At 64.5% G+C, this 24,378-nt stretch carries 22 protein-coding genes; 13 read left to right on the forward strand and 9 right to left on the reverse strand.

The features are described from left to right. Positions 1–75 precede the first annotated feature (75 nt). Positions 76–2,220, reverse strand: coding sequence for a polyribonucleotide nucleotidyltransferase (pnp, locus tag BMG03_RS18475; RefSeq protein WP_075776830.1), 2,145 nt, complete (start codon positions 2,218–2,220; stop codon positions 76–78). A gap of 125 nt (positions 2,221–2,345) precedes the next feature. Here pnp and BMG03_RS18480 point away from each other — a divergent pair, with 125 nt between their 5' ends. Together BMG03_RS18480 and BMG03_RS18485 are read left to right on the forward strand one after the other, a co-directional pair. Beyond that, entirely contained in the window at positions 2,346–3,167 is an 822-nt protein-coding gene (locus tag BMG03_RS18480) for an NYN domain-containing protein (protein WP_240496997.1), read from the forward strand. Between the two features lie 114 nt (positions 3,168–3,281). Then, positions 3,282–4,514 carry a cation:proton antiporter gene (locus BMG03_RS18485; protein WP_075776828.1) on the forward strand — a complete coding sequence of 411 codons (1,233 nt, stop codon included), beginning with the start codon at positions 3,282–3,284 and terminating at the stop codon, positions 4,512–4,514. Between the two features lie 52 nt (positions 4,515–4,566). On the opposite strand, the gene putP is transcribed toward BMG03_RS18485, so the two are convergent. The 7 genes from putP to rbfA form a co-directional block, all read right to left on the reverse strand. Further along, complete coding sequence (gene putP / locus BMG03_RS18490; RefSeq protein WP_075776827.1) at positions 4,567–6,012, reverse strand: sodium/proline symporter PutP; 1,446 nt, start codon at positions 6,010–6,012, stop codon at positions 4,567–4,569. A 253-nt stretch (positions 6,013–6,265) separates the two neighbouring features. After that, positions 6,266–6,535: a 30S ribosomal protein S15 gene (gene rpsO, locus BMG03_RS18495; RefSeq protein WP_075776826.1), complete on the reverse strand. Its 270-nt coding sequence runs from the start codon at positions 6,533–6,535 to the stop codon at positions 6,266–6,268. A 120-nt stretch (positions 6,536–6,655) separates the two neighbouring features. Then, on the reverse strand, positions 6,656–7,687 hold the full coding sequence (locus BMG03_RS18500) for a calcium-binding protein (RefSeq protein ID WP_075776825.1): 1,032 nt from the start codon (positions 7,685–7,687) through the stop codon (positions 6,656–6,658). Between the two features lie 87 nt (positions 7,688–7,774). Continuing rightward, on the reverse strand, positions 7,775–8,305 hold the full coding sequence (locus BMG03_RS18505) for a DUF1643 domain-containing protein (RefSeq protein WP_075776824.1): 531 nt from the start codon (positions 8,303–8,305) through the stop codon (positions 7,775–7,777). Positions 8,306–8,383: 78 nt separating this feature from the next. Beyond that, the gene (gene truB / locus BMG03_RS18510) at positions 8,384–9,286 is read right to left on the reverse strand and encodes a tRNA pseudouridine(55) synthase TruB (RefSeq protein ID WP_075776823.1); all 903 of its coding nucleotides are present in this window, start codon (positions 9,284–9,286) and stop codon (positions 8,384–8,386) included. Positions 9,287–9,338: 52 nt separating this feature from the next. Beyond that, positions 9,339–10,088, reverse strand: a complete 750-nt coding sequence (locus tag BMG03_RS18515) for a phosphodiester glycosidase family protein (RefSeq protein ID WP_075776889.1) — start codon at positions 10,086–10,088, stop codon at positions 9,339–9,341. Further along, a complete protein-coding gene (rbfA, locus tag BMG03_RS18520; protein WP_075776888.1) occupies positions 10,069–10,500 on the reverse strand; it encodes a 30S ribosome-binding factor RbfA in 432 nt (143 codons plus the stop codon). Before rbfA ends, BMG03_RS18515 begins: the two co-directional genes overlap by 20 nt. Positions 10,501–10,597: 97 nt before the next feature. Here rbfA and dapB point away from each other — a divergent pair, with 97 nt between their 5' ends. Continuing rightward, on the forward strand, positions 10,598–11,407 hold the full coding sequence (gene dapB, locus BMG03_RS18525; RefSeq protein WP_075776822.1) for a 4-hydroxy-tetrahydrodipicolinate reductase: 810 nt from the start codon (positions 10,598–10,600) through the stop codon (positions 11,405–11,407). A 97-nt stretch (positions 11,408–11,504) separates the two neighbouring features. Here the strand turns inward: dapB and BMG03_RS18530 are convergent, their stop codons facing one another. Continuing rightward, on the reverse strand, positions 11,505–11,690 hold the full coding sequence (locus tag BMG03_RS18530; protein WP_075776821.1) for a DUF1674 domain-containing protein: 186 nt from the start codon (positions 11,688–11,690) through the stop codon (positions 11,505–11,507). Between the two features lie 80 nt (positions 11,691–11,770). Here BMG03_RS18530 and BMG03_RS18535 point away from each other — a divergent pair, with 80 nt between their 5' ends. From BMG03_RS18535 to BMG03_RS18580, 10 genes are all read left to right on the forward strand, one after another. Beyond that, entirely contained in the window at positions 11,771–13,042 is a 1,272-nt protein-coding gene (locus BMG03_RS18535; RefSeq protein ID WP_075776820.1) for an RsmB/NOP family class I SAM-dependent RNA methyltransferase, read from the forward strand. A gap of 86 nt (positions 13,043–13,128) precedes the next feature. Then, positions 13,129–14,850 (forward strand): heparinase II/III family protein, encoded by a 1,722-nt coding sequence (locus BMG03_RS18540; RefSeq protein ID WP_075776819.1) that lies wholly within the window; start codon positions 13,129–13,131, stop codon positions 14,848–14,850. A gap of 64 nt (positions 14,851–14,914) precedes the next feature. Beyond that, positions 14,915–16,501, forward strand: a complete 1,587-nt coding sequence (gene purH / locus BMG03_RS18545; RefSeq protein WP_075776818.1) for a bifunctional phosphoribosylaminoimidazolecarboxamide formyltransferase/IMP cyclohydrolase — start codon at positions 14,915–14,917, stop codon at positions 16,499–16,501. 84 nt (positions 16,502–16,585) lie between these two features. Further along, complete coding sequence (gene lspA, locus BMG03_RS18550) at positions 16,586–17,065, forward strand: signal peptidase II (protein ID WP_075776817.1); 480 nt, start codon at positions 16,586–16,588, stop codon at positions 17,063–17,065. A 71-nt stretch (positions 17,066–17,136) separates the two neighbouring features. Beyond that, on the forward strand, positions 17,137–17,688 hold the full coding sequence (locus tag BMG03_RS18555; protein ID WP_075776816.1) for a DUF3035 domain-containing protein: 552 nt from the start codon (positions 17,137–17,139) through the stop codon (positions 17,686–17,688). A 93-nt stretch (positions 17,689–17,781) separates the two neighbouring features. Beyond that, a complete protein-coding gene (locus BMG03_RS18560; RefSeq protein WP_077701340.1) occupies positions 17,782–19,164 on the forward strand; it encodes a M16 family metallopeptidase in 1,383 nt (460 codons plus the stop codon). Beyond that, positions 19,161–20,486 (forward strand): M16 family metallopeptidase, encoded by a 1,326-nt coding sequence (locus tag BMG03_RS18565; RefSeq protein WP_075776815.1) that lies wholly within the window; start codon positions 19,161–19,163, stop codon positions 20,484–20,486. Before BMG03_RS18560 ends, BMG03_RS18565 begins: the two co-directional genes overlap by 4 nt. A 65-nt stretch (positions 20,487–20,551) precedes the next feature. Further along, positions 20,552–22,450 (forward strand): DNA mismatch repair endonuclease MutL, encoded by a 1,899-nt coding sequence (mutL, locus tag BMG03_RS18570; protein WP_075776814.1) that lies wholly within the window; start codon positions 20,552–20,554, stop codon positions 22,448–22,450. Next, positions 22,447–23,898, forward strand: a complete 1,452-nt coding sequence (locus BMG03_RS18575) for a DNA recombination protein RmuC (protein WP_077701341.1) — start codon at positions 22,447–22,449, stop codon at positions 23,896–23,898. Before mutL ends, BMG03_RS18575 begins: the two co-directional genes overlap by 4 nt. A 63-nt stretch (positions 23,899–23,961) precedes the next feature. Beyond that, entirely contained in the window at positions 23,962–24,306 is a 345-nt protein-coding gene (locus BMG03_RS18580; RefSeq protein ID WP_075776813.1) for a DUF3775 domain-containing protein, read from the forward strand. Positions 24,307–24,378 lie beyond the last annotated feature (72 nt).

Raw genomic sequence — 24,378 nt, forward strand, 5'->3', positions numbered from 1 at the left:
CCCGCAGAAGCGCGAAAAGCAAAAGGCCCCGGATCGCTCCGGGGCCTTCTTTAATTGTCTAGCGGATCAAACCGATCAGTCGGCTTTCTCTTCACGCTTTTCCGGCGCGATCTCTTCGCCGGTTTCCTGATCGACCATCTTCATGCCAAGGCGTACCTTGCCGCGATCGTCGAAGCCCAGAAGTTTTACCTTCACTTCCTGACCTTCCTTTAGCAGATCGCTCGGGTGGTTCAGGCGCTTGTTGGCGATCTGGGAGACGTGGACGAGACCGTCACGCTTGCCGAAGAAGTTCACGAAGGCGCCGAAATCGACGAGCTTCACGACCTTGCCGGTGTAGATCTGGCCTTCTTCGGGCTCAGCCACGATAGCGTGGATCATGTCATGCGCTTTCTTGATGGCCTCGGCATTGGCCGAAGCGATCTTGATCACGCCGTCGTCGTTGATGTCGACCTTGGCACCCGAGACTTCCACAATCTCGCGGATGACCTTGCCGCCCGAACCGATCACTTCGCGGATCTTGTCGGTGGGAACGGTCATCGTCTCGATGCGCGGAGCATGGGCGGAGAATTCCGAACGGCCTGCGGAGAGCGCCTTGTTCATTTCGCCAAGGATGTGCATGCGGCCAGCGCGTGCCTGCTCCAGAGCTTTCTCCATGATCTCGGCGGTGATGCCGGCGACCTTGATGTCCATCTGCAGCGAGGTGATGCCTTCCTCGGTACCTGCGACCTTGAAGTCCATGTCGCCGAGGTGATCCTCGTCGCCAAGGATGTCGGTCAGAACGGCCCAGGAGCCATCCTCTTCCAGCACCAGACCCATCGCGACACCCGCCACGGCCGACTTCAGCGGAACGCCCGCGTCCATCATTGCCAGCGAGCCACCGCAGACCGACGCCATCGAGGACGAGCCGTTCGACTCGGTGATCTCGGAGACGAGGCGGATCGTGTAGGGGAAGTCGGTCGCAGCCGGGAGAACCGCCTGAAGCGCGCGCCATGCGAGCTTGCCGTGACCGATCTCACGACGGCCGGGCGAACCGACGCGGCCCACTTCGCCGACCGAGTAGGGCGGGAAGTTGTAGTGCAGCAGGAAGTTCGAGCGCGAATTGCCGTGCAGCGCGTCGATGATCTGCTCGTCGTCGCCGGTGCCCAGCGTGGTCACGACCAGCGCCTGCGTCTCGCCGCGGGTGAACAGTGCCGAGCCGTGGGTCCGCGGCAGCAGACCGGTTTCCGCCACGATCGGGCGAACCTCGTCCAGCGCACGGCCGTCGATGCGGCGACCGTTCTTCACGACGTCACCACGCAGAACAGCCGATTCCAGCTTCTTCATCGCGGTGCCGAGGGTCGGATCTTCGAGCTGCTCTTCGGTGAGCTGCGACTTGATCTCTTCCTTGGCGGCGTTGACGGCGGCCACGCGCTCCTGCTTGTCGGAGATCGCATATGCAGCACGCATCTTCTCTTCGCCCAGAGCTTTGACGGTCTCGAGCATCGCCGAGTAGTCGGGCGCCTGGAAGTCGAAGGGCTCTTTCGCGGCGGCTTCAGCGAGGTCGATGATCAGGTCGATCACCGGCTGCATCGCGTCATGGCCGAACTTGACCGCGCCCAGCATCTCCGCTTCGGACAGCTCGTAAGCTTCCGATTCCACCATCATCACGGCGTCCTTGGTGCCCGCGACGACGAGGTCCAGACGCTGCTCGGGGTTCTCCCGCAGCTTCTGCATGTCGTCGACTTCGGGGTTCAGGATGTATTCGCCATCGGCGAAACCGACGCGCGCAGCGGCGATCGGGCCCATGAACGGAACGCCCGAGATCGTCAGCGCGGCCGACGCGGCGATCATCGCGACGATGTCGGGCTCGTTGACGAGGTCGTGCGAGAGAACGGTGCACATCACGAGCACTTCGTTCTTGAAACCTTCCGCGAAGAGCGGACGGCACGGACGGTCGATCAGGCGCGCGGTGAGCGTCTCTTTTTCGGACGGACGGGCCTCGCGCTTGAAGAAGCCGCCCGGCACTTTACCGGCGGCATAGTATTTCTCTTGGTAGTGAACCGTGAGCGGGAAGAAATCCTGACCCGGCTTCGGTTCCTTGGCGAAGGTCACGTTGGCCATGACGGAGGTTTCGCCCAGCGTGGCGATAACCGAGCCGTCAGCCTGACGTGCGACCTTGCCGGTCTCCAGCGTGAGCTCTTCTTCGCCCCACTGGATCGATTTTTTAACGGTGTTGAACATTCAGCGTATCCTTCTGGGAGCTCTCACAGGCGTATCCCGTGTCTCCCGATTTGCATGGCGGCCCCATTGCCGCCGCCCCCTTATCCTCTTGCACGCGCCCGGGGGCTCGAGGCGTCACGTCTCAGATGGGCCTGCCAATACAGGAAATGAAGGGGTTTGGGAAGCAAAGAGTCCTTGGGGAAGGAAACGGCCCGCGCCCAATTCTGGCCAGATTGGCGCGCCATCCTCAGCCCGTAGTTATTAAGATTGAACATTGTGAGACCATGAGCAAACCCACAGCCCTTTTCATCGACGGCGAGAACATCTCCGCCTGCCACGCGCCGAAGATCCTATCCTTCGCACCCGGCGCGTTCATCCGGCGCGCCTATGGCGATATCGCGCAGATCAAGAACTGGGGAGACGTGCCGTCGATCCGGCTCATACATTCGGGCACCGGCAAGAACGCGTCCGACCTGCTGCTTGCCCTCGACGCGCTGGAGATCGCTTTCGAAGGTTTGGCCGAACGTGTCGTGATCGCAAGTTCTGATGGAGACTTCACGCATCTCGCGACCCGTCTTCGCGAGAAGGGTTTTGAAGTCATCGGCATCGGCGAAAAGAAGGCGCCCGCCGGGTTTCGGAAAAGCTGCTCCGTGTTTCACGAAATCGGCCTGCCGAAGAGCAAGCCGAAGGAGGTGGCCCCGCCCGAAAGCAAAATCGGCCAACTCGACCACAAGATCCGACAGGTCATCGCGCAGAACAGCAAGGAAGGCCGGGGAATGAAGATCAAGGACCTCGCGTGCGAGATGAAGAAGTCTCACGATGTGCTGATAAGCGAAACGCCGGAAAAGCGCTGGCGCCCCTATCTTGCCGGGCGTCCGCATCTTTACGACCTCGACCCCAAGGGCCCGGAGGCGTTCGTCCGCTACCGCGCGAAGGGCTTCGCACAGCTTGTCATCGCCGCCCAATAGAGTCCCCGCCCCGCGATCTCGGGATCAATGCGGCGCCCCTCTGGAGGGCATGCGCCGCTTGCCCTGAGGTGCTCCGGGCTACCTTAAACGGACAATCACGCCAAGAGCCGCCCCATGACCGTTCTGCAATTCGCCGCCGCCCTCATCGTGCTCGCTGGGTTGTTCGGCGTCATCAATCACTTCGTTTTGCGCCTGCCGCCGACGATCGGGATTCTGATCGTCGCTCTGATGACCTCGATCGGACTGATGATCGTCGATCGCATTTTCGGGCTGAACCTCGCGCAGCAGGTACAAGATTACGTCAAGAGCATCGACTTCTCGAAAGCGCTGCTCGACGGGATGCTGGGGCTGATGCTCTTCGCGGGGGCGCTGCATGTGAAGCTGTCGGACCTGCGGGCGGTCTGGCCGACGGTTCTGGTGATGGCGACAATCGGCGTCGTGCTGTCGACCCTTGTGGTGGGCTTCGGTTTTCACTGGCTGACCGGCGCGCCGATCATGGTCGCGCTGACCTTCGGGGCACTGATTTCGCCGACTGATCCCGTCGCCGTGCTCGGCGTACTGCGCTCGGCCAATCTGCGCCGCACGCTCGAGACCGTGATCTCGGGCGAGAGCCTGTTCAACGACGGCGTCGGCTACACGGTCTTCCTGATCCTCTCGGGCCTCGCCTTTACCAGCGGCCACTCCGAAGCCTCAAGCCTGTCCGGGGCGGGCACCCTGTTCTTCCGCGAAGCGGTGGGCGGCGCGGCGCTCGGCCTCGCGATGGGCTGGGGGCTGTTTCGCGTGATGCGCCTCATCGACGACCCCTCGTTGGAAGTACTGTTGACGCTTGGCCTCGCGTTCGGTGGCTATGAGCTGGCGCTGTTCCTGCATGTCTCCGGCCCGATCGCCGCGGTCTGCGCCGGGCTTCTGATCGGAGATGTCGGGGCGCGGTTCGGCATGTCCGAGGAGACCCGCAAGTACGTCGACGCTTTCTGGATGCTGGTGGACGAGATACTCAACGCCGTGCTTTTCCTGTTGATTGGGGTGGAGATTTTCGCGATCCGGTTCGACGCGGATATCCTGACGACGTCGGTCGCCTCGATCGGCCTAGCGCTGGTCGGCCGGCTGGTCGCGGTGGTGGTGCCGATCCTCGCGCTGCGCCCGTTCCGCAACTTCGGCCCCGGCGTGACCCGCGTGATGACATGGGGCGGGCTGAAAGGCGGCATCTCGGTCGCCCTCGCGCTGTCCCTGCCGGACTCGCAGTGGACGGATGAAATCCTCTCGGCCACCTACGTGATCGTCGTCTTCTCGATCGTGGTGCAGGGGCTGAGTGTCGGCTGGCTCGCGAGACGCGCCGCGAAGGACTAACGCAAAAGGCCCGCCACATTGGACGGGCCTTTCACATCTCAAGTCGCGAGGATCATTCGATCGGGCGGAACTCGCCACGATCTTCGCTTGCGAGGCTCACCACGATGATGGCGATGAAGGCCGCGATGAAGCCCGGGATGATCTCGTAGAGGAACGAGCCCCAGCCCAGCGAAATCCAGACGATCACGGTCAGTGCGCCGACGACGAGGCCAGCCACGCCGCCGAGACCCGTCATCCGTTTCCACGTCAGCGACAGGATGATCAGCGGACCGAAGGCGGCACCGAACCCGGCCCAGGCATTCGAGACGAGGCCAAGCACTTTGCTGTCCGGGTTCGAGGCGATGATGATCGCCGCGATCCCCACGGCCAGCACCGCGAGACGACCGACATTCACCAAGGCACGGTCCGAGGCCTCCTTGTTGAAGACGATCTTGTAGAAGTCTTCGGTCAGCGAGGAGGAGGACACCAGAAGCTGGCTCGACACGGTCGACATGATCGCCGCCAGAAGCGCGGCATACAGGAAGCCCGTCACCAGCGGATGGAAGAGCAGGTTCGACAGGATGATGAAGATCGTCTCCGGATCCTGCACGTCGAGCCCGTTACGCTGTGCATAGGCGCGGCCGAAGATCCCGACCGAGATCGCGCCGATCAGCGAGATCGCCATCCAGCCCATGCCGATATTCCGCGCTTTCGGCACATCGGCGACCGAGCGCACGGCCATGAAGCGCACGATGATGTGCGGCTGGCCGAAATAGCCCAGCCCCCAGGCGACGGCCGAGAGCCAGCCCGCGAAGGTCAGCCCGTTCGTCATCGACAGGAAGTTCGGGTCGATATCGCTCAGTCGGCTCGCAGCCGCGTCCACGCCGTCGCCCTGACCGGTCGTGAGGATCACGATCGGCATGATGACGAGCGCGAGCATCATGATGCAGCCCTGCACGAAGTCGGTGAGCGACACGGCGAGGAAGCCGCCGATCACCGTGTAGACCAGAACGACACCCAGCGTGAGGATGACCCCGGTCATGTAGCTGCCACCGAAGGCGCTGGCAAAAAGCTTGCCGCCGCCGACGAGACCCGACGCGGTGTAGACCGCGAAGAAGACCACGATGATCACCGCCGAAACCATCCGCAGCAATGTCGCGTGGCTCGGGAAGCGATTGGCGAGGAAGCCCGGGATGGTCAGCGCGTTGTCATAACGCTCGGTCTGCTCGCGCAGGCGCGGCGCCACGACGATCCAGTTCACGAACGCACCGACGAAAAGACCGATCCCGATCCAGCTTTGCGTCAGGCCCGACACGAAGAGCGCGCCCGGCAGACCCAGAAGCAGCCAGCCCGACATGTCCGATGCGCCTGCCGAGAGAGCTGCAACCGCGGGGGGCAGGTTGCGCCCGCCCAGCATGTATTCCTCGGAACTCGACGTGGACTTGCGCCACGCGTAGACCCCAATGGCCAGCATCAGCACGAAATACAGTGCCAAGCTGATCCAGACTCCGATCTGCATTTTGTATCCTCCCTGTTACCGCATCTGCAAACTAGGGCAGATGCGCGCGTTTTCCCGTTTGGAGCGGACGATACAGGAGGACAAGAAGTCGAACCGACCAAAGTTTTTTCATTGGAAGGCCATTCGCCCAAAAATCTCCCCAATCATGGGAACAGAGCCCAATCATGTCATTTCAGGCAATTCACACGGAATTACGCAAATGAAAACGCCCGCGCGGTATGCGCGGGCGTTTCGAATTCCAATCCTAGGCGGATTAGCGACGCAGGCCGAGGCGCTCGATCAGCGACTGGTAACGTGCGACGTCTTTCGCCTTCAGGTAGTCGAGCAGCTTGCGGCGCTGCGCGACGAGCATCAGAAGACCACGACGCGAGTGGTTGTCTTTCTTGTGCTCTTTGAAGTGCTCGGTCAGGTTCGCGATGCGCTTGGTCAGGACTGCGACCTGAACTTCGGGGGAACCGGTGTCACCTTCTTTGGTGCCGTATTCCTTGATAAGCGCGTTCTTGTCTTCAACAGTGATCGACATCGGGATCTCCTTACATTGAGGGTTCGGGCGCAAGCCGGGATGTCGTCCAGCAAGGTCCATAGACTGCCCCTTTCGGAACAGATGCGCGCGTATAGACGCGAATCGGCCTGTTGAAAAGCCTTATTTCAAAGCGCCTACCGCCTGTTGCGCCGCGAATTGCTCGGGCGTGAAGAGTGCGATGTCCTGCGCGCTCAACTCCGGCGCGTCGAGCACTTCGGCCAGCCGTATCCCATCGAGCAGGATCCACGCCGCACCGGAATGAACCTCCGAGGGCTCGACACTGATCTGCGGCAAGGCCGCGCCCTGCGGATCGTAGATCACGGCCAGCCGATCCTCGCCCGCCGTGTAATCGGCGATCGTTGCGGGCGTCGCCGGGTCGATCCAGTCGCTCAGCGCAAAGCTGTCGGGATCTTCGCCACCATGCAGCCAATCGCCGGAGCCGCCAAGGAGCACATCCTCCCCTGCCCCGCCATTGAGGGTATCGGCATCGGCCGCCCCCAGATCGCGCGTCTGCAGCGTGACGCCGCGCAGCAGATCGTTTCCCGCATTGCCATTCAACTCGTCGCGCCCGGCATCCCCGGTCAGCGTGTCGGCGCCATCCGCTCCGACCATCGTATCGTCCCCAGTGCCGCCCGCGAGTGTATCGTCTCCCACGCCACCGATCAGCGTGTCGCCCCCCGCCTCACCAGAGAGCCGATCCGCCCCTGACCCGCCGGAGAGGAAATCCGGATCCGCGCCACCCGCGAGCACATCCGCGCCGTCGCCGCCGATCAGCGTGTCCGCCCCCGCCTCTCCGCGCAGCGTATCGTTGCCGGCCGCCCCGAGAAGCTCGTCATCACCGCTGCCGCCAAGCAGGCTGTCATCGCCACCATATCCATCGATCTGGTCATCGCCCGCCGCCCCCGCGATCGCATCGTCGGACGCATCACCCCAGGTCATGTCATCCTCCGGTCCGGGCGCTGGGGGATCGACCGGTACCGGCGAAGCCTCTCCGGCACTGACCAAGGTAAGAAGGTTGCCGTCACTCTCCATGGACGTGCCATCCGGATCACCCTGCGGTGGCTCATCCTCCTCATTGTCGGAGGAAACCACCATGAGACCCGCCGTGGCACCCGCCATCAGCAGACCCAGAAATCCCGACAGAAACAACATTTCGAGCACCCCTGCGAAGATGCGCGGACGTTACGGTCGCGGAGAAGAATTCCCTAGGACTTAAGCGTTAAATGCTTAACGATACGCTCACCCTGCCGGGGCGAACCACAGCTCGGGCTGATGCTCGTACGCGATGTAGAGCGGATGCTTCGGCGCGCCTGCCTTGGTCAGCCCGAGATGGTGCAGCGCCCGGCCACTGGCGCGCAGCAAGTCCTCTACTGCGGCGCCCCGTTGAAGATGCGCCCCATGCGCCCCCCAGGCACAGATGATCCGGTCTTCGGGACCGCTCGCCCAATCGAGGCTCTCGCGGATCGACGCATCATTCTCCGGACCGACCGGATCTTTCTGCGCCCGCATCACCTTCGGATCGGTTGCGCGATAGGCGAAGATATTGGTCACCCGGAACGCCCCGAAACCTAGCGCCCGCGCGCGGCGCTCGCAGCGCTCCACCGTGGGGTCGTTCTGCACTTCGGTCGCGGTCGAGGGGTTGAGCATGATGAAAAGCGCCCGGGGTTTGCTGTCGTCCCAGACCCGCGTCAGCAGGTAGCGGTAGTTCTCGCAATCCGAATAGACCGCGATGGAAGGGGCGTCGCCTTTAATATGCTCGCGGGTGATCATCTCTCGTCCTGACCGTTGCGTGTGTGGCAGAGGGCGGAGGCCTCCGGCGGGGATATTTGGACCAAGGGGAAGGGCGCGTCAAAGATTGAAGACGCGGCTCGGATGGACCTCGCCGGATTTGTAGATGCCGACGGCGAGCGGTTTGCCCTCATGGCTGACCCAGACTTCCTCGCCCCATTCGGCGTCACCCGGCAGCACCATGCCCGGATTGCCGTTCTTCAGCCGCACCGCGCCCTCGGGCGTGGCTTTCAGCTGCACCAGATCGTCAAGACCAAGTTCCACAGGCAGCAGTTTCGCATCGAGTTCGGGCGTCTTTGCCAGTTCGTCGATCTCCGCCAGCGTAATCCCGTCGCTCGCCTCGAAAGGCCCCGACCATTCGCGGCGCAGCCAGAGGACGTGGCCGAGACAGCCCAGCTTCTGCCCCAGATCGCGCGCGATGGAGCGCACATAGCCGCCCTTGCCGCAAACCAGTTCCAGCTCGACCGTATCGGCATCGGGCCGGCCTAGCATCACGAGGCTTTCGACATAGAGAGGCCTCGCGGCCAGTTCCATTTCCTCGCCCGCCCGGGCCAGGGCATAGGCGCGCTCGCCATCAACCTTCACCGCGGAGAATTGCGGCGGCACCTGTTCGATATCACCTTCGAAAGCGGTCAGCGCGGCGGCGATCTCTTCATCGGTGGGGCGCAGATCGGAGGTCTCGATCACCTCGCCCTCGGCATCGTCGGTCTTGGTCGCAGCCCCCAGCCGCACCTGAAACCGATAGCACTTCAGCGCATCGGTGATGAAAGGCACCGTCTTCGTGGCCTCGCCCAGCGCCACCGCCAGAACCCCGGTCGCCGCCGGGTCGAGCGTGCCCGCGTGGCCCGCCTTCTTGGCGCCCAGCGCCCAGCGCACCTTGTTCACCACCGAGGTGGAGGTGATGTCCGCGGGCTTGTCCACGATCAACCAGCCGGAAATGTCGCGACCCTTCTTGCGTGCCATGAGGCCTCCGTAGTCAACAGGGGCCGCCTGCTAGCCCAAGCGGCGCGAGCCGTCAATCTCCAGCAGCGGGGTCCGCGTGCGCGATCAGCGCCACGATCGGCCCCATCGGCAGGCCCATATCCTCGCGCCCCTGGCCGGGAATGGTCAGCCGAGATATCTTTCCGTCGAGATAGAGCGCGTTGGGCACCTGCATCTCGTCACGGAAGAACCGACCGAATTCGTGAAAGCTCACCGGCGCATCGGAGATCGCGAAATAGGCGGTCTTGCCATCGGCCGAGACACCCACTCCGTTGCGGATGTTCTTCGACGTTCCGTCGGCGAGGAATTTCGGATGCAGCGTGCCGTCGATCACCAGCATCGGCCCCGATTGCGTCGCATAGGTGCAGTCCTTCGGGTCAGCGGCGAAGGCGCGCGATTCCGTCACCGAGAATGCCTCGCCGATGCAGAAGACACCATTTGGCAGCAGGCCGAAATTGCCCGGCCCTTCGGAGGTGACGATCGAATGCAGTTCCTTGCCGTTCTCGATGAACAGGCCCACCGGCTTGCGATCGGGATGGTACATCCCCGCATTCATCGCGAAGATAACGCGGTCGCCTTTGGGGACGACTTCGGAAAGCCGCTCGGGCGTTCCGATCAGATTGCCATCGGGATCGTCGAGGAACAGCTTCAGGTCCTGCCCGAGCTGCGCTTCGCAGACCGTGTAGGTCACGCCGTCGAAGCTGCGATCCGCGCAAGGAGCGTCGGCCAGCGCAGGCGTGGCCAGCAGCATCAGCGCGGCAGCATTAGTTGCGATCGTCTTCATCGTCTTCGTCATCGTCCCGCGCAGCGATATCGCGCTGCACCGTCTCGTCCGAAAACATACGGCGCGTCTCGTCCAGCCGGTCATAAGTCTCGTCCAGCCGGAAGCGCAGATCGGGGCTGTATTTCGCGGTCATTTCTTTGCCCAGCAGACGCCGCAGCTCGCCCTTGTTGCGCGCGAGCGCCGCGATCAGCTCTTTGCCGCCTTCCCCGCCCAAGGGCGTGACATAGGCGGTCGCGACCTTCAGGTCTGGAGAGCAGCGCACTTCGCCCACCGTCACCGAGAAGCGGCTGAGATCGGGATCATGCACGTCGCCGCGCATCAGGAGGTCCGACAGCGTGCGTCGGATCAACTCGCCCATGCGAAGCTGACGTTGCGAGGGGCCATCGCCCGAGGAGAAACGGTTCTTTGCCATGGCGCTCACATAGGGCGTCTGCGGGTTTTGCGCAACGGGGGCTTTGCCAAGCGCGCCTGCGCAAGCTAGATAGCGCGAAACCGTGAAGGAGAAAGACATGAGCGACCTGCCGGGCATCGTGATCACCGGGGCGTCGGGCCGGATGGGCCAGATGCTGATCCGCACCGTGGGCGAGAGCGACAAGGCGCGCCTTGTGGGCGCCGTCGAACGCACGGGCCACGACTGGGTCGGACAGGATCTGGGCGAGGCGATGGGCGGCGCACCGAACGGCGTGATCGTGACCGACGATCCGCTGGAGGCGTTTTCCGGGGCGCAGGCCGTGATAGACTTCACCGCGCCTGCCGCCACCCGCGAATTCGCGAAGATCGCGGCGCAGGCACGCCTGACCCATGTGATCGGCACGACCGGCATGGATGACGATGACATCGCGGCGCTCAAGCCCTGTGCCCGTCACGCGGTGATCGTGCGCGCGGGCAACATGAGCCTCGGGGTGAACCTGCTCACGCAGCTGACGAAGAAAGTCGCGCAGGCGCTCGATGCCGATTGGGATATCGAGGTGATCGAAGCCCATCACAACAAGAAGGTCGATGCACCCTCTGGCACCGCGCTGATGCTGGGCGAGGCGGCGGCGGAAGGCCGTGGCGTCTCGCTCGAAGACAATCGCGAGTCGGGCCGCGACGGTATCACAGGCGCACGCAAGCATGGCGCGATCGGCTTCTCGGCCATTCGGGGTGGCGATATCGTGGGCGAGCATGACGTGCTGTTTGCCGGCATGGGCGAGCGGATCATCCTGCGCCATGTCGCGACCGATCGGGCCATCTTCGCGCGCGGCGCGCTCAAGGCCGCGCTCTGGGGTCAGGACAAGCGCCCCGGCGAATACGACATGCTCGACGTGCTGGGGCTCTGAGTCACAGCAGTTTCGGATTGGCTCAAATATCCTGGGGGTGAGGCGCAACGCGCCGAGGGGGCGACGCCCCCTGCCCCGGCATCAAAGGGCGCCGCGATCAAAAGTCGATCGCGAGGCCCTTCTTCTCCCAATCGCCGTAGCGCACGGGCTCGGGACCGTCGCGACCGCCAAGCTCGGTTGGGAGTTCCGCCGCCTGCGCGTTCTTGCGGCGCTCCTCGGCTTCGGCGAGCGCGCGCAGGGCTGCGGGCGGCAAGTCGCGCTTATCTTCGGGCTGATCGGACATGGCGCGTCCTTTCTTGTCTGTGGATCGGGGCATGATATAGGCCTGCGCTTAAGCCGCAACAAGCCAGGAAGCCGCAGCCCATGTCCAGACCCGACCCCGCGCGCCGCGCAGCCCTTGGCCTGATCGTGGGCGTTCTCGAGGATCGCGAAAGCCTCTCCGAGCAAATCGGCGCGGAAGCGCTCGACGGGCTGGAGCCTGCGCAACGCGCTCGCGCCCAGCGCCTCGCGACGACGACGCTGCGCCATCTGGGCCGCGCCGACCGGATTCTCAAACCTCATCTGCGCCGTCGCACGCCGACGGACGTGATGGCGATCCTGCGGCTGGCCACGGTCGAGCTGCTGGAGGAAAAGCAAGCCCCGCATGGCGTCGTCGATGCCGCCGTAACGCTGGTGAAATCGGCCGGACCGAAGCTGCAGAGCTTCTCCGGACTGGTGAATGCCGTGCTGCGCAAGGTCTCCGAGGAGGGTGAGAAATGGGCCACGACGCCTGCGCCCGAAATGCCGGGCTGGCTGCGCGGGCGCGTCATGTCGTCCTTCGGCAAGAAGGCCGCGCAGGCGATGGAAGTTGCGCATCTGGCGGGCGCACCGCTCGATCTGAGCGTGAAGGACGAAGCCGCTAGCTGGGCCGAGACGCTGGGCGCGACGCTTCTGCCCACGGGCTCGCTGCGGCTGACCGATCCCGGCAAGGTGTCCGAGCTGGCGGGCTTCGAAGACGGCGCTTGGTGGGTGCAGGATGCCGCCGCCGCGCTGCCCGCGAAGCTGCTCGCTCCGGCATCTGGTGCGCACGTCCTCGACCTTTGTGCAGCACCCGGGGGCAAAACGCTGCAACTCGCCGCGATGGGGGCCGATGTTACCGCGCTCGATATTTCCGAGGCGCGGCTGGAGCGGCTCGCGGAAAACCTCGACCGGACGCAGATGGAGGCCGAGATCGTCGCCGCCGACGCGCTCGAATGGGAGCCGGATGCGCCTTTCGACGCGATCCTGCTCGATGCGCCCTGCTCGGCCACCGGCACGATCCGCCGCCATCCCGACCTGCCCTTCATCAAGGACGGCACCTCGATCAAGCCGCTCTTCGCGCTTCAGGAACAACTCCTCGACCGCGCGCTGCAATGGCTCAAACCCGGCGGCATGCTGGTCTATGCGACCTGCTCGCTTCTGCCCGAAGAGGGTGAGGCGCAGATCAAGGCGGCGCTCACCCGGCATCCGGACCTCACCGTGATCCGCCCCGATCTGCCCGGCGTCGATCCCGCGTGGATCACCGAGGAAGGCGGGCTGCGCCTGCGGCCCGATTTCTGGCCTGATCTCGGGGGGATGGACGGATTCTACATGGCGCGACTGCAACGCTCTGCGTGAACTGGCACCGCAGGCGGTGACAGCGCGCCTGCCTCCCAGTAACGTGACCGCATTCCCCGACAGAAGGGCATGCAAGCGGCGACGGAATGGGCAAGGACAGAACCCGATCATCGGCAAAATTCGGCATGGCGCTGAACCGGCTCGCTGCTGCGCGCGCGGGCCGTGCGCAAACCGTGACCGGCTTCGTCAGCCAGCCGGAACCGCGCACGATCGGCTCTTATGCCAAGGGGCGGCAACTCGTTCAGGGCAATTTCCTGTTCGCCGGCTTCCTGATCGAAGGTCCGGGGGTCAATATCTGGGATCTGCCGATGCCTGACCCCGCGTTCGAGGATGCGCTTCACGGTTGCGGTTGGCTGGACGATCTCGCCGCGCTGGGCACCCGCGAGGCCCGGATCCGCGCGCAGGATTGGGTCTTCGGCTGGATCGACCGCTTCGGCGACGGCAAAGGGCCGGGCTGGACGCCCGATCTGACCGGGCGCCGCCTGATCCGCTGGATCAACCACGCGGTCCTGCTTCTGAACGGGCGCGAGCGCGTGGATGCCGACCGCTTCTTCCACGCCTTGGGCAAGCAGACGATCTTCCTTTCGAAGCGCTGGTCCGGCGCGGTGCAGGGGCTGCCCCGGTTCGAGGCGCTTACCGGTCTCGTCTATGCGGGACTTGCGCTGACCGGGATGGAGCGGCACGCCGCCCCCGCGCTCGAGGCGCTGTCGCGCGATTGCGCGCAGGAAATCGACGCGGAGGGCGGGATCGCCAGCCGGAACCCCGAGGAACTGCTCGAGATCCTGACGCTTCTCAACTGGGCAGCCGAGGCATTGGAAACGGCGGGGCGCACGCCGCCGGGTCCGCTCCTCGATGCGATCGCTCGGATTGCGCCCACCCTACGCGCACTGCGCCACTCCGATGGGGCGCTGGCGCGGTTTCACGGCGGCGGACGCGGCCCCGAAGGACGTCTCGACGCAGCGCTTTCGGCGACCGGCATCCGCAGCGTGCGGCGCGAACCGATCGCGATGGGCTATGTGCGAATGCAGGGGGGGCGCGGCTCTCTCATCATCGACGCGGCGCGACCTCCGCAGGGCGAGGCCTCGGCCAATGCCCATGCGTCGACGCTGGCCTTCGAGCTGACCTCCGGTCGTCGCCCGCTGATCGTCAATTGCGGCTCGGGCGCGCAGTTCGGCGCGGATTGGCACCGGGCGGGCCGGGCCACCGCCAGCCATTCGACCCTCTCGATCCGCGGCTATTCCTCGTCGCGCCTCGGCCCCGAGCGCCTCTTCGGACGGGCACCGCGCGCCTTTCTCGACAAGACGCCGAAAAACGTCTGGTTCAAGCCCGACGACCTGTCCGAGACCGGGATGATCTTCGGCCATGACGGCTATGCCGAGACCCACGGCATGTCGCATATCCGCGAGCTGGACCTCTCCGTCGACGGGCGCGAATTGCGCGGGCGCGACACGCTGGGCGCGATGACGCCTCAGGATATCGAGCGCTTCGACCAGATCTTCGAGCGTGAAGGCCTGCGCGGCATCCCCTTCGATATCCGCTTTCACCTGCATCCCGATTGCGACGCGGCACTCGATCTGGGTGGCACCGCCGTTTCGGTCGCGCTGCGCACCGGGGAAATCTGGATTTTCCGCCATGACGGGGTCGCCGATCTGGCATTGGAACCCTCGGTTTACCTGGAAAAAGGGCGCATTCGCCCGCGTCCCGCACAACAGATCGTGCTTTCCAGCAAGGTTCTGGACCGGGCCTGCCAGATTGGCTGGACCTTTTCGCAAGCACGCGATAACCCCTCGGCCATCGACGCGCCCTGACCTTGGGGCAGATCCCCCAAGGATGGCCGGGCGCCCCTGACCTGAGCCTTGCGAGGAGCTGCCCGTGACCCGCCCGATCCCCCTGACCCGTGCGCTGATTTCCGTTTCCGACAAGACCGGACTGGTCGAATTCGCCCAAGCGCTCGCTGCGCGCGGTGTGGAACTGCTATCCACCGGCGGCACCGCCAAGACCCTGCGCGAAGCTGGCCTCAGCGTGCGCGACGTGGCCGATCTGACGGGCTTCCCGGAGATGATGGACGGTCGCGTTAAGACGCTCCACCCGAAAGTGCATGGCGGCCTGCTGGCGCTGCGCGACAACGAAGAACACCTCGCCGCGATGGAAGCGCACCAGATCGAGGCGATCGACCTGCTGGTGGTGAACCTCTACCCGTTCGAGGAAACGGTCGCGAAGGGCGCCGATTACGACACCTGCATCGAGAATATCGATATCGGCGGCCCGGCGATGATCCGGGCTGCGGCGAAGAACCACGCGTTTGTCTCGACCGTCGTGGATGTCGAAGATTACGCCGCCGTGCTGGAAGAGCTCGACGCGAATGATGGCGCGACCTCCTACCCGTTCCGCCAGCGCCTCGCCCAGATCGCCTATGCGCGCACCGCGGCCTATGATGCCGCCGTCTCGACCTGGATGGCCGGCGCTATCGGCGAGCAGACCCCGCGCCGCCGCGCTTTCGCGGGTACGCTCGCCCAAACGCTGCGCTATGGCGAAAACCCGCACCAGTCGGCGGCCTTCTACCTCGACGGTACGAACCGCCCCGGCGTCGCGACCGCGAAGCAGTTGCAGGGCAAGGAACTGAGCTACAACAACATCAACGACACCGATGCCGCCTACGAGCTGGTCTCGGAATTCGGTACCGAGAAGCCCGCCGTCGCGATCATCAAGCATGCCAATCCCTGCGGCGTGGCGACCGGCGAGACCGTGATCGAGGCCTATAAGCGCGCCTTCGACTGCGATCGCACCTCGGCCTTCGGCGGCATCATCGCGCTGAACCAGACGCTCGACGCGGCGACCGCCGAAGAGATCACCAAGATTTTCTCCGAAGTCATCATTGCGCCCTCGGTGGACGAGGCGGCGAAAGAGGTTATCGCGAAGAAGAAGAATGTGCGCCTTCTCGAAACCGGTGGCCTGCCCGACATCACCGCACCGATCACGACCTATCGTCAGGTCGCGGGCGGTTTCCTCGTACAGGACAAGGACAACGGCGTGATCTCGCTGGACGATCTGAAAGTGGTGACCGAGCGCCAGCCCTCCGAGCAGGAGCTGAAAGACCTTCTGTTCGCGTGGAAAGTCGCGAAACACGTCAAGTCGAACGCGATCATCTACGTCAAGGACGGCGCGACCGTCGGCGTGGGCGCGGGCCAGATGAGCCGCGTCGACTCGACCCGGATCGCGGCGCGCAAAGCGGAAGACATGATGGAAGCCGCTGGTCTGAGCGAGACTCCCACCAAGGGGTCAGTCGTGGCCTCGGACGCCTTCTTCCCCTTCGCCGACGGCCTGATCACCGCGGCTGAGGCAGGCGCCACCGCGATCATCCAGCCCGGCGGCTCGATGCGCGATCAGGAAGTGATCGACGCGGCGAACGAGCGTGGTCTCGCGATGGTCTTCACCGGAATGCGCCATTTCCGCCACTGATCCGCCCGTATCTTCGCGTAGCCCGGTGGATGCCGGGCTGCACCTTCTGGCATGAAGACGTGACGAGAAACAAACGAGGGCCAGATGCGGCTAGCAGCGAAAGTGACAGCGGGCGTCCTGCTCCTCGACCAGGTGTCGAAATATATCGTGGTGCAGGGGATGCATCTCGACCAGCGCGGCGCGATCGACGTGGTGCCGCCCTACCTCAACTTTCGCATGGCATGGAATCGCGGCGTCAATTTCGGTCTGTTCTCCGGCGAAACCGACTGGATGCGCTGGGTGCTGATCATCGTGGCGCTGGTGATCTCGCTCTGGGTCTGGGTCTGGATCGCGCGTGAGCCGCATTCGCGCCGGGTGAATATCTCGGCCGGGCTGCTGGTCGGTGGCGCGCTCGGAAACGTCGTCGACCGGCTCGTTTACGGCGCGGTGGCGGATTTTCTCAACATGTCGCTACCGGGTTGGGAGAACCCCTATTCTTTCAACGTGGCAGATGTGGCAATTTTCCTTGGCGCTGTCGGTCTGGTGCTGTTCACCGGCAAGGACCATCGCGCCAACGAAGGCTAGCCTGTTTTTCGCAGGTGACGACGCTCCAATGTTGCGTTAAGACAGGGGCGGAACTGGCAAGGGAGTGGTTCATGCAGGCGAAGATCGGCACGCTCGGACTCGCGTTTACAGCGGTACTGACGCTGGCTGCCTGCGGCAATTCCCGCGACCCCAGCCTGATGAATCTGCGATCTTCGCACCAAGGCCCGGACGAATTCGGCGTAATTCCGACGAAGCCGTTGGAGATGCCGGAGAATCTGGATGCCCTGCCGCCGCCGACGCCGGGCGGCGCGAACATCACCGATCCCACGCCCGAAGCCGATGCCGTCGCCGCCCTTGGTGGCAATCCGCGCCGCCTCGATCGGAACGGCCAGGTGCCGACGTCGGATCGGGCGCTCGTCTCCGCGGCTTCGCGTTACGGCAGCCAGGCGGGCATCCGCCAGACCCTCGCCGCCGAAGATTACCAGTGGCGCAAGGATCACGACGGTCGCCTGCTCGAACGTCTGTTCCAGGTTTCGGTCTACTACAAAGCCTACAAGCCGATGGAGCTCGACCAGTCGGCAGAGCTCGAGCGCTGGCGCCGTCTCGGCGTCGTCACCCCGGGCGCCCCGCCCTCGGGTGAAGCGCAGCAAGCGGTCAAGTAATCCGGAAAATCATCACGAGAACGTCACCGGCGTTTGCACGCGAAGCGAGAGTGCTTATCTTCGCCGAAACTGTGTCTTGTGAGGAGTTGGGCATTGCGTGCATTCCTGTTCGCCCTGCTGACATTGGCAGGTCTGAGCCCGGCGGTGGCCGGTGACGTCTCTACTTTCGAGTTGGAAAACGGCCTGAAAGGCGTCGTGATCGAAGATCACCGCGCGCCCGTCGTGGTCCATATGGTCTGGTACAAAGCCGGATCGGCCGACGAGAAACGCGGCAAATCCGGCATCGCGCATTACCTTGAACACCTGATGTTCAAGGGCACCGACACCATGGCCCCCGGCGAGCTGTCGAAGACGGTCGCCGCCAATGGCGGTTCGGACAACGCCTTCACCAGCTTCGATTACACCGCCTATTTCCAGCGCATCGCCGCGGACCGACTGCCGCTGGTGATGAAGATGGAAGCGGACCGGATGCGCAATCTGCGTATCTCGCCCGACGACGCGAAGACCGAGCTGCAGGTGATCCTGGAAGAGCGTGCGCAGCGTACCGATTCCAACCCGCAGGCGCTGTTCAACGAACAGGAGCGCGCCGCCCAGTTCCTCAACTCGCCCTATGGCACGCCGGTCATCGGCTGGCGCAAGGAAATGGAAGGCCTGACCCGGCAGGACGCGCTCAAGTGGTATCACGAATATTACGCGCCCAATAACGCGGTACTCGTGGTCGCGGGCGATGTGAAGCCCGACGAGGTGAAGGCGCTGGCCGAGAAGTATTACGGCAAGCTGAAACCGACCGAGGACCTGTCGCCCCGCGCCCGCCCGCAAGAGCCGCCGCAACGCGCCGCGCGCCACCTGACCTTCGAGGACGCCCGCGTCGCCCAGCCCTATCTGGTCCGCACCTATCTCGCCCCCGAGCGCAATCCGGGCGATCAGAAGCGCGCGGCCGCCCTGACCGTTCTGTCGGAGATTCTCGGCGGCAATCAGGCGACCTCCGTACTTGGCCGAAAGCTGATCTACGGCGACGGCACCGCGATCTACGCGTCGAGCTACTATGACGGCATGTCGATCGACCCGACGACGTTCAACCTCTCGGTCATGCCTGCCAAGGATGTGAGCCTCCCCGAGGCCGAAAAGGCGCTCGACAAGGCGCTGGCGCAATTTCTGAAGGAAGGCATCGACCCTGAGCAATTTGCCCGCATCAAGACGCAGGTGAAGGCCTCCGAGATCTATTCGCGCGACAACACGCAGGGCCTCGCACGGCGCTATGGCGAAGCACTGGCCTCGGGCTTCACGGTGAAGGATGTCGAGGACTGGCCGGACGTTCTGATGTCGGTGACCGAGGAGGACGTGATGGCGGCGGCCCGCGATCTGTTCCAGAACAAGTCCTCGGTGACGGGCTATGCCAAGCGTCCCGATGACGCCCCCGCCGAGACTGCGGCCCCCGCCGCGCCGCCCGTGACCGCGCAGGAGATCACGCAATGATCCATACCCGTTTCCCGATCACAGCGCGCCTCGTGATGGCGTCGCTCTTCGCCTTTGTGCTGGCTCTGCCCGCCCGCGCGATCGACATTCAGCAGGTCACCTCGCCCGGCGGCATCAAGGCGTGGCTGGTGGAGAATCACGACATCCCCTTCACCGCGCTCGACATCGCCTTCCGCGGCGGGGCGAGCCTCGATGCCAAGGGCAAACGCGGCGCGATCAACCTGATGACCGCCACGCTCGAAGAAGGCGCGGGAGAGAAGAACTCGCAGCAATTCGCCGAGGCCGAGGAAGCACTGGCCGCACAGTTCGGCTTCGATGTGGGCGACGACTCGCTCGACATCTCGGCCCGGATGCTGACCGAGAACCGCGACAAATCCGTGGATCTTCTGCGCGAGGCGCTGGTCAATCCGCGTTTCGATCAAAGCGCAATCGAACGCGTCCGCCAGCAGGTGCTCGCCGTGATCGCGTCGAGCAAACAGGACCCGAACGACATCGCGGGCGAGAAATTCCGCGAGATCACCTATGGCGATCATCCCTATGGTAGCTCGCTCAACGGCACCACCGAGAGCGTGAAGGGCCTGACGCGCGAGGACCTGTTCGAGGCCAAGGACCGTGTGATGACCCGCGATCACATGGTGGTCTCCGCAGTGGGCGACATCACCCCGGAAGAACTCGGGCCGATGCTCGACAAGCTGCTGGGCGATCTGCCCGCCAAGGGCGCCGACATGCCACCCCCCGCGGATCCGAGCTTCAAGGGCGGCGTGACCACGGTCGATTTCGACAGCCCGCAATCGGTGGTGATGTTCGGCCAGAAGGGGATCGGGCTGAAAGACCCCGATTTCTTCGCGGCCTATGTGCTCAACCAGATCCTCGGCGCGGGCGGGTTCTCGTCGCGCCTGATGGACGAGGTGCGCGAGAAACGCGGCCTGACCTATGGCATCGCCTCCTATATCGTCGACAAGGATCTGGCGAAGACTTGGCAGGGCAGCTTTGCCTCCGCCAATGAGAAGGTCGCAGAGGCGATCTCGGTCGTGAAAGAACAGTGGAAAAAAGCGGCGACCGGCAAGGTCACCGACAAGGAGCTGGAGGACGCCAAGACCTACCTCACCGGTGCCTATCCGCTGCGTTTCGACGGCAATGGCACGATCGCGGGCATTCTCACGGGGATGCAGCTCAACGACATGGCGCCGAGCTATATCGACACCCGCAACGACAAGGTGAACGCGGTCACGAAGGAGGATATCCAGCGCGTGGCCAAGCGCATCCTGAACCCCGACAACCTCACCTTCGTGGTCGTCGGACGCCCGCAGGGCCTGAACTGATTTCGCTGGGGATAGCTGGCGCGAATCTCTTTAGATGAGCGCCGCGCCATGCTATCCCTAGTGGAATGAACCAGCACAACCGCAATATCGGCGCGTCTGAGCGTCCCGTGATCCGGCAGCTCGATGACGCTGCGGCAAACCGCATCGCAGCGGGCGAAGTGGTCGAACGTCCGGCATCGGCGGTGAAGGAGCTGGTGGAGAACGCGCTGGACGCGGGCGCCTCGCGGGTCGCGGTGGAATATTGCGATGGCGGCAAGACGCTGATCCGCGTAACCGACGACGGCTGCGGGATGACCGCCGAGGATCTGCCGCTGGCGCTCTCGCGCCATGCCACCTCGAAGATCGACGGCTCGGATCTTCTGAACATCCACACTTTCGGCTTTCGCGGCGAGGCGCTGCCCTCGCTCGGCGCGGTCGGACGGCTGACGATCACCTCGCGCGTCGATGGTCTCGACGCCTTCCAGATCAGCGTGGCGGGCGGCCAGATCGGGCCGGTGAAACCGGCGGCGCTGAACCGGGGCACCGTGGTCGAGTTGCGCGACCTGTTCTTCGCCACGCCCGCACGTCTGAAATTCATGCGCACCGACCGGGCCGAGGCGCAGGCGATCGCCGATGTGATGAAACGGCTGGCGATGGCGGAGCCCTATGTCAGCTTCACCCTCACCGATGTGTCCAACGGCAAATCGCGCGAGATTTTCCGCGCCGATGGCGAGCAGGGCGAATTGTTCGACGCGCTGTCCGAGCGTCTGGCCCGGGTGATCGGGCGGGCCTTTTCGGACAACGCGGTGAAGATCGACGCTGAGCGCGAAGATATCCGTCTGACCGGTTATGCCGCGCTGCCCACCTATTCGCGCGGCGCGGCGGTGGAGCAGTTCCTCTTCGTCAATGGCCGCCCCGTGCGCGACAAGCAGCTGACCGGGGCACTGCGCGCGGCTTACATGGATTTCCTCAGCCGCGAGCGTCACCCCGCCGCCTGCCTGTTCCTGACCTGCGAGCCCGAGCGCGTCGACGTCAACGTCCACCCCGCAAAGGCCGAGGTCCGCTTCCGCGAGGCCGCGACCGTGCGCGGGCTGATCGTGACGGGGCTACGCCATGCGCTGGCGCAAGCGGGGCATCGGGCGTCCTCGACCGTCTCGGATGCGACGCTCGGCGCGATGCGGCCCGAACCGACCGCCGATCAGCCACCGCGCATTTACCAGATGGATCGCCCGAGCCTTGGCGCGATGCGGTCGTCCTACTCCGCGCAGGCGCCGCTGCCCGATCCGGCCTATCAGCCCGCATCCTACCCGCAGCCGTCCTTCCAAGAGGCCCCTGCGCCCAGCTTCGACTATGCGCCCTCGGCGCGGGCCGAGGCCCCGGCCCCCGCAGAGCCCGCGCTGACCGAAAAGCCCTTGGGGGCTGCCCGCGCGCAGGTGCATGAGAATTACATCATCGCCCAGACCGAGCGGGGCATCGTCATCGTCGATCAGCACGCGGCGCATGAGCGGCTGGTCTATGAGAGGCTGAAGGGCCAGATGGCCGAGAACGGCGTGTCCGCGCAGGCGCTGTTGATCCCCGAGATTGTGGAGCTTTCCCAAGGCGACGCCGCGCTGCTCCTGGAACATGCCGACGCGCTTTCCCGCCTTGGGCTGACCATCGAACCCTTTGGCGGCAGCGCGATTGCGGTGCGCGAAACCCCTGCCGTTCTGGGCGAAATCAATGCCGAAGGGCTGCTGCGCGACGTGCTCGACGAGCTGTCCGATCTGGGCGACAGCCAGTTGGTGCAGGCCAAGATCGAAGCGGTACTCAGCCGCATGGCGTGCCACGGCTCGATCCGCTCGGGCCGCCAGATGCGCGCCGACGAGATGAATGCGCTGCTGCGCCAGATGGAGGCCACCCCCCATTCCGGCCAATGCAACCATGGGCGTCCGACATATGTCGAACTGAAGCTCAGCGATATTGAAAGACTGTTTGGCCGCACATGATCCAGCTCGGTTCCCTCACGCTCGACCTTAACGATCCCGTGGTTCAGGCTCTGATCGGCGCAGTCGTCGTCGCGCTGATCTTCGCCGGGCTGTGGCTGTCTGCGCGCAAGCGCGCGGCGGAACTGGATGCCGATCTGGCCGAGGCCGAACCTTACCGCGAAGAGGCCCAGAACCTGCGCGAGGCGCTCGCTGCCTCTGAAGCTGCGGCAGAACGTCTGCACGAGGTCGAAGCCACACTGGAGCGTACGCGAAACGCGCTCAACGACGAATACCGGGCGCGCGTTGCCAAGTCCGAGGCCTATGAGAGCCTGCAGCGCGAACATGCGGCGCGCCTCGAAGAATTGCGCGGCATGAAGAAGGAGATCGAGGATCGGTTCTCCTCGGTCGCCTCCGGCGTGCTGCAGAAGAACTCCGAGGCTTTCCTGTCGCTCGTCTCGGAACGGTTCAAGACCCATGAGAAGACCGCGCAGGAGGAACTCGACCGCCGCCGCGACGCGATCGAGCATCTGGTGAAGCCGCTCAACACCCGGCTCAACGAGTTCGGCGAGCAGATTCAGTCGATCGAGAAGGCCCGCAACGAGGCTTACGGCGCGATCCATGCGCAGGTGAAGACGCTGGCCCAAGGGCAAGCGCATCTGGGGCAGGAGACCCGCAAGCTTGTGCAGGCGCTGCGGGCGCCGAAGACGCGGGGGCGGTGGGGCGAAATGCAGCTGCGGCAGGTCTTCGAGATGGCGGGGATGTCCGAGAACGTGGATTTCCACCTCGAGCAGCATTTCCAGACCGATGCAGGCGCGCGCCGCCCCGATGCGATCGTCCATATCCCCGGCGGCAAGAGCATCGTGATCGACGCCAAGACCCCGCTCGAGGCTTATCTCGATGCGCTGGAGGCGGAGACCCCGGAACTGCAGAACGCGGCCATCACCCGCCACGCGCAGCAGGTGCGTCAGCATGTGAAGCTGCTGTCCTCGAAATCCTATCAGGAACAGCTGCACGAGACGCCCGATTTCGTCGTGATGTTCATCCCCGGCGAGACCTTCGTGGCCGCCGCCGCCGAGGCCGATCCGGGCCTTATCGAATACGCGTTCGAGAACAAGGTGCTGATCGCCTCGCCGACGACGCTGATGGCGCTGGTGAAAGCCATCGCCTATGGCTGGCAGCAGGAGAAGATGGCCCGCAACGCCATCGAAGTGCAGAAGACCGCCAAGGATCTCTACGAGCGGATCAAGACCTTCGGCGGCCATGTCGAATCCGTCGGCAAGGCGCTGACCCGCTCGGTCGAGAGCTACAACAAGGCGGTGGGCTCGCTGGAAAGCCGCGTGCTGCCTTCCGCCCGCCGCTTCGAACAGATGGGCGTCGTGCCCGATGGCGGCACGCTGGAGACGCCCGCGCTGGTCGACAGCCATCCGCGCGCAGTCTCCGCCCCGGCGCTCGTGCAAGAGGAAGACTGACACCTATTGCCGCTTGCGCAAAAGAGGGCGGAGGCGCAAACTCAAGCCTCTCAGGAGGGATACATGCTCACCATCAGCCCCGCCAAAATCGCCCATGTCATCATCCGCGCCCGCAAGTTCGACGCGGGCGTGCCCGGCTCCGGCCAAGCCCGTGAGCTGCGTGCCTTCATCGCCGCGCTGAACGAGGATGAGCAAGCAGGTCTGACTGCGGTGATGTGGGTCGGGCGCGACACTTATGACGCGTCGGAACTCGATGAAGCGATCGCCACCGCCAAGGCCGAAGCGACCGCGCCCACCGAAGATTACCTGCTGGGCAATCCGATGCTGGCCGATCATCTCGAAGACGGGCTGAATGCGCTTGGTATCTCGCTCGAAGAGGCCGAGGAAGACATCTACCCCACGGTCTGAGCCGCGCATCCCAAGCGCCGGACAAGGAAAAGGCGGCCCCCGCAGGAGCCGCCTTCCTCATTTCCAACCTTG

Origin of the sequence: Thioclava nitratireducens (genome assembly GCF_001940525.2) — a bacterium.
GTDB lineage: Bacteria > Pseudomonadota > Alphaproteobacteria > Rhodobacterales > Rhodobacteraceae > Thioclava > Thioclava nitratireducens.

Coding starts and splice junctions, on each gene's coding strand:
- pnp (WP_075776830.1), bottom strand. CDS start 2,220: ATGTTCAACACCGTTAAAAAATCGATCCAGTGGGGCGAAGAAGAGCTC.
- BMG03_RS18480 (WP_240496997.1), top strand. CDS start 2,346: ATGGGCCTGCCAATACAGGAAATGAAGGGGTTTGGGAAGCAAAGAGTC.
- BMG03_RS18485 (WP_075776828.1), top strand. CDS start 3,282: ATGACCGTTCTGCAATTCGCCGCCGCCCTCATCGTGCTCGCTGGGTTG.
- putP (WP_075776827.1), bottom strand. CDS start 6,012: ATGCAGATCGGAGTCTGGATCAGCTTGGCACTGTATTTCGTGCTGATG.
- rpsO (WP_075776826.1), bottom strand. CDS start 6,535: ATGTCGATCACTGTTGAAGACAAGAACGCGCTTATCAAGGAATACGGC.
- BMG03_RS18500 (WP_075776825.1), bottom strand. CDS start 7,687: ATGTTGTTTCTGTCGGGATTTCTGGGTCTGCTGATGGCGGGTGCCACG.
- BMG03_RS18505 (WP_075776824.1), bottom strand. CDS start 8,305: ATGATCACCCGCGAGCATATTAAAGGCGACGCCCCTTCCATCGCGGTC.
- truB (WP_075776823.1), bottom strand. CDS start 9,286: ATGGCACGCAAGAAGGGTCGCGACATTTCCGGCTGGTTGATCGTGGAC.
- BMG03_RS18515 (WP_075776889.1), bottom strand. CDS start 10,088: ATGAAGACGATCGCAACTAATGCTGCCGCGCTGATGCTGCTGGCCACG.
- rbfA (WP_075776888.1), bottom strand. CDS start 10,500: ATGGCAAAGAACCGTTTCTCCTCGGGCGATGGCCCCTCGCAACGTCAG.
- dapB (WP_075776822.1), top strand. CDS start 10,598: ATGAGCGACCTGCCGGGCATCGTGATCACCGGGGCGTCGGGCCGGATG.
- BMG03_RS18530 (WP_075776821.1), bottom strand. CDS start 11,690: ATGTCCGATCAGCCCGAAGATAAGCGCGACTTGCCGCCCGCAGCCCTG.
- BMG03_RS18535 (WP_075776820.1), top strand. CDS start 11,771: ATGTCCAGACCCGACCCCGCGCGCCGCGCAGCCCTTGGCCTGATCGTG.
- BMG03_RS18540 (WP_075776819.1), top strand. CDS start 13,129: ATGGGCAAGGACAGAACCCGATCATCGGCAAAATTCGGCATGGCGCTG.
- lspA (WP_075776817.1), top strand. CDS start 16,586: ATGCGGCTAGCAGCGAAAGTGACAGCGGGCGTCCTGCTCCTCGACCAG.
- BMG03_RS18555 (WP_075776816.1), top strand. CDS start 17,137: ATGCAGGCGAAGATCGGCACGCTCGGACTCGCGTTTACAGCGGTACTG.
- BMG03_RS18565 (WP_075776815.1), top strand. CDS start 19,161: ATGATCCATACCCGTTTCCCGATCACAGCGCGCCTCGTGATGGCGTCG.
- mutL (WP_075776814.1), top strand. CDS start 20,552: ATGAACCAGCACAACCGCAATATCGGCGCGTCTGAGCGTCCCGTGATC.
- BMG03_RS18575 (WP_077701341.1), top strand. CDS start 22,447: ATGATCCAGCTCGGTTCCCTCACGCTCGACCTTAACGATCCCGTGGTT.
- BMG03_RS18580 (WP_075776813.1), top strand. CDS start 23,962: ATGCTCACCATCAGCCCCGCCAAAATCGCCCATGTCATCATCCGCGCC.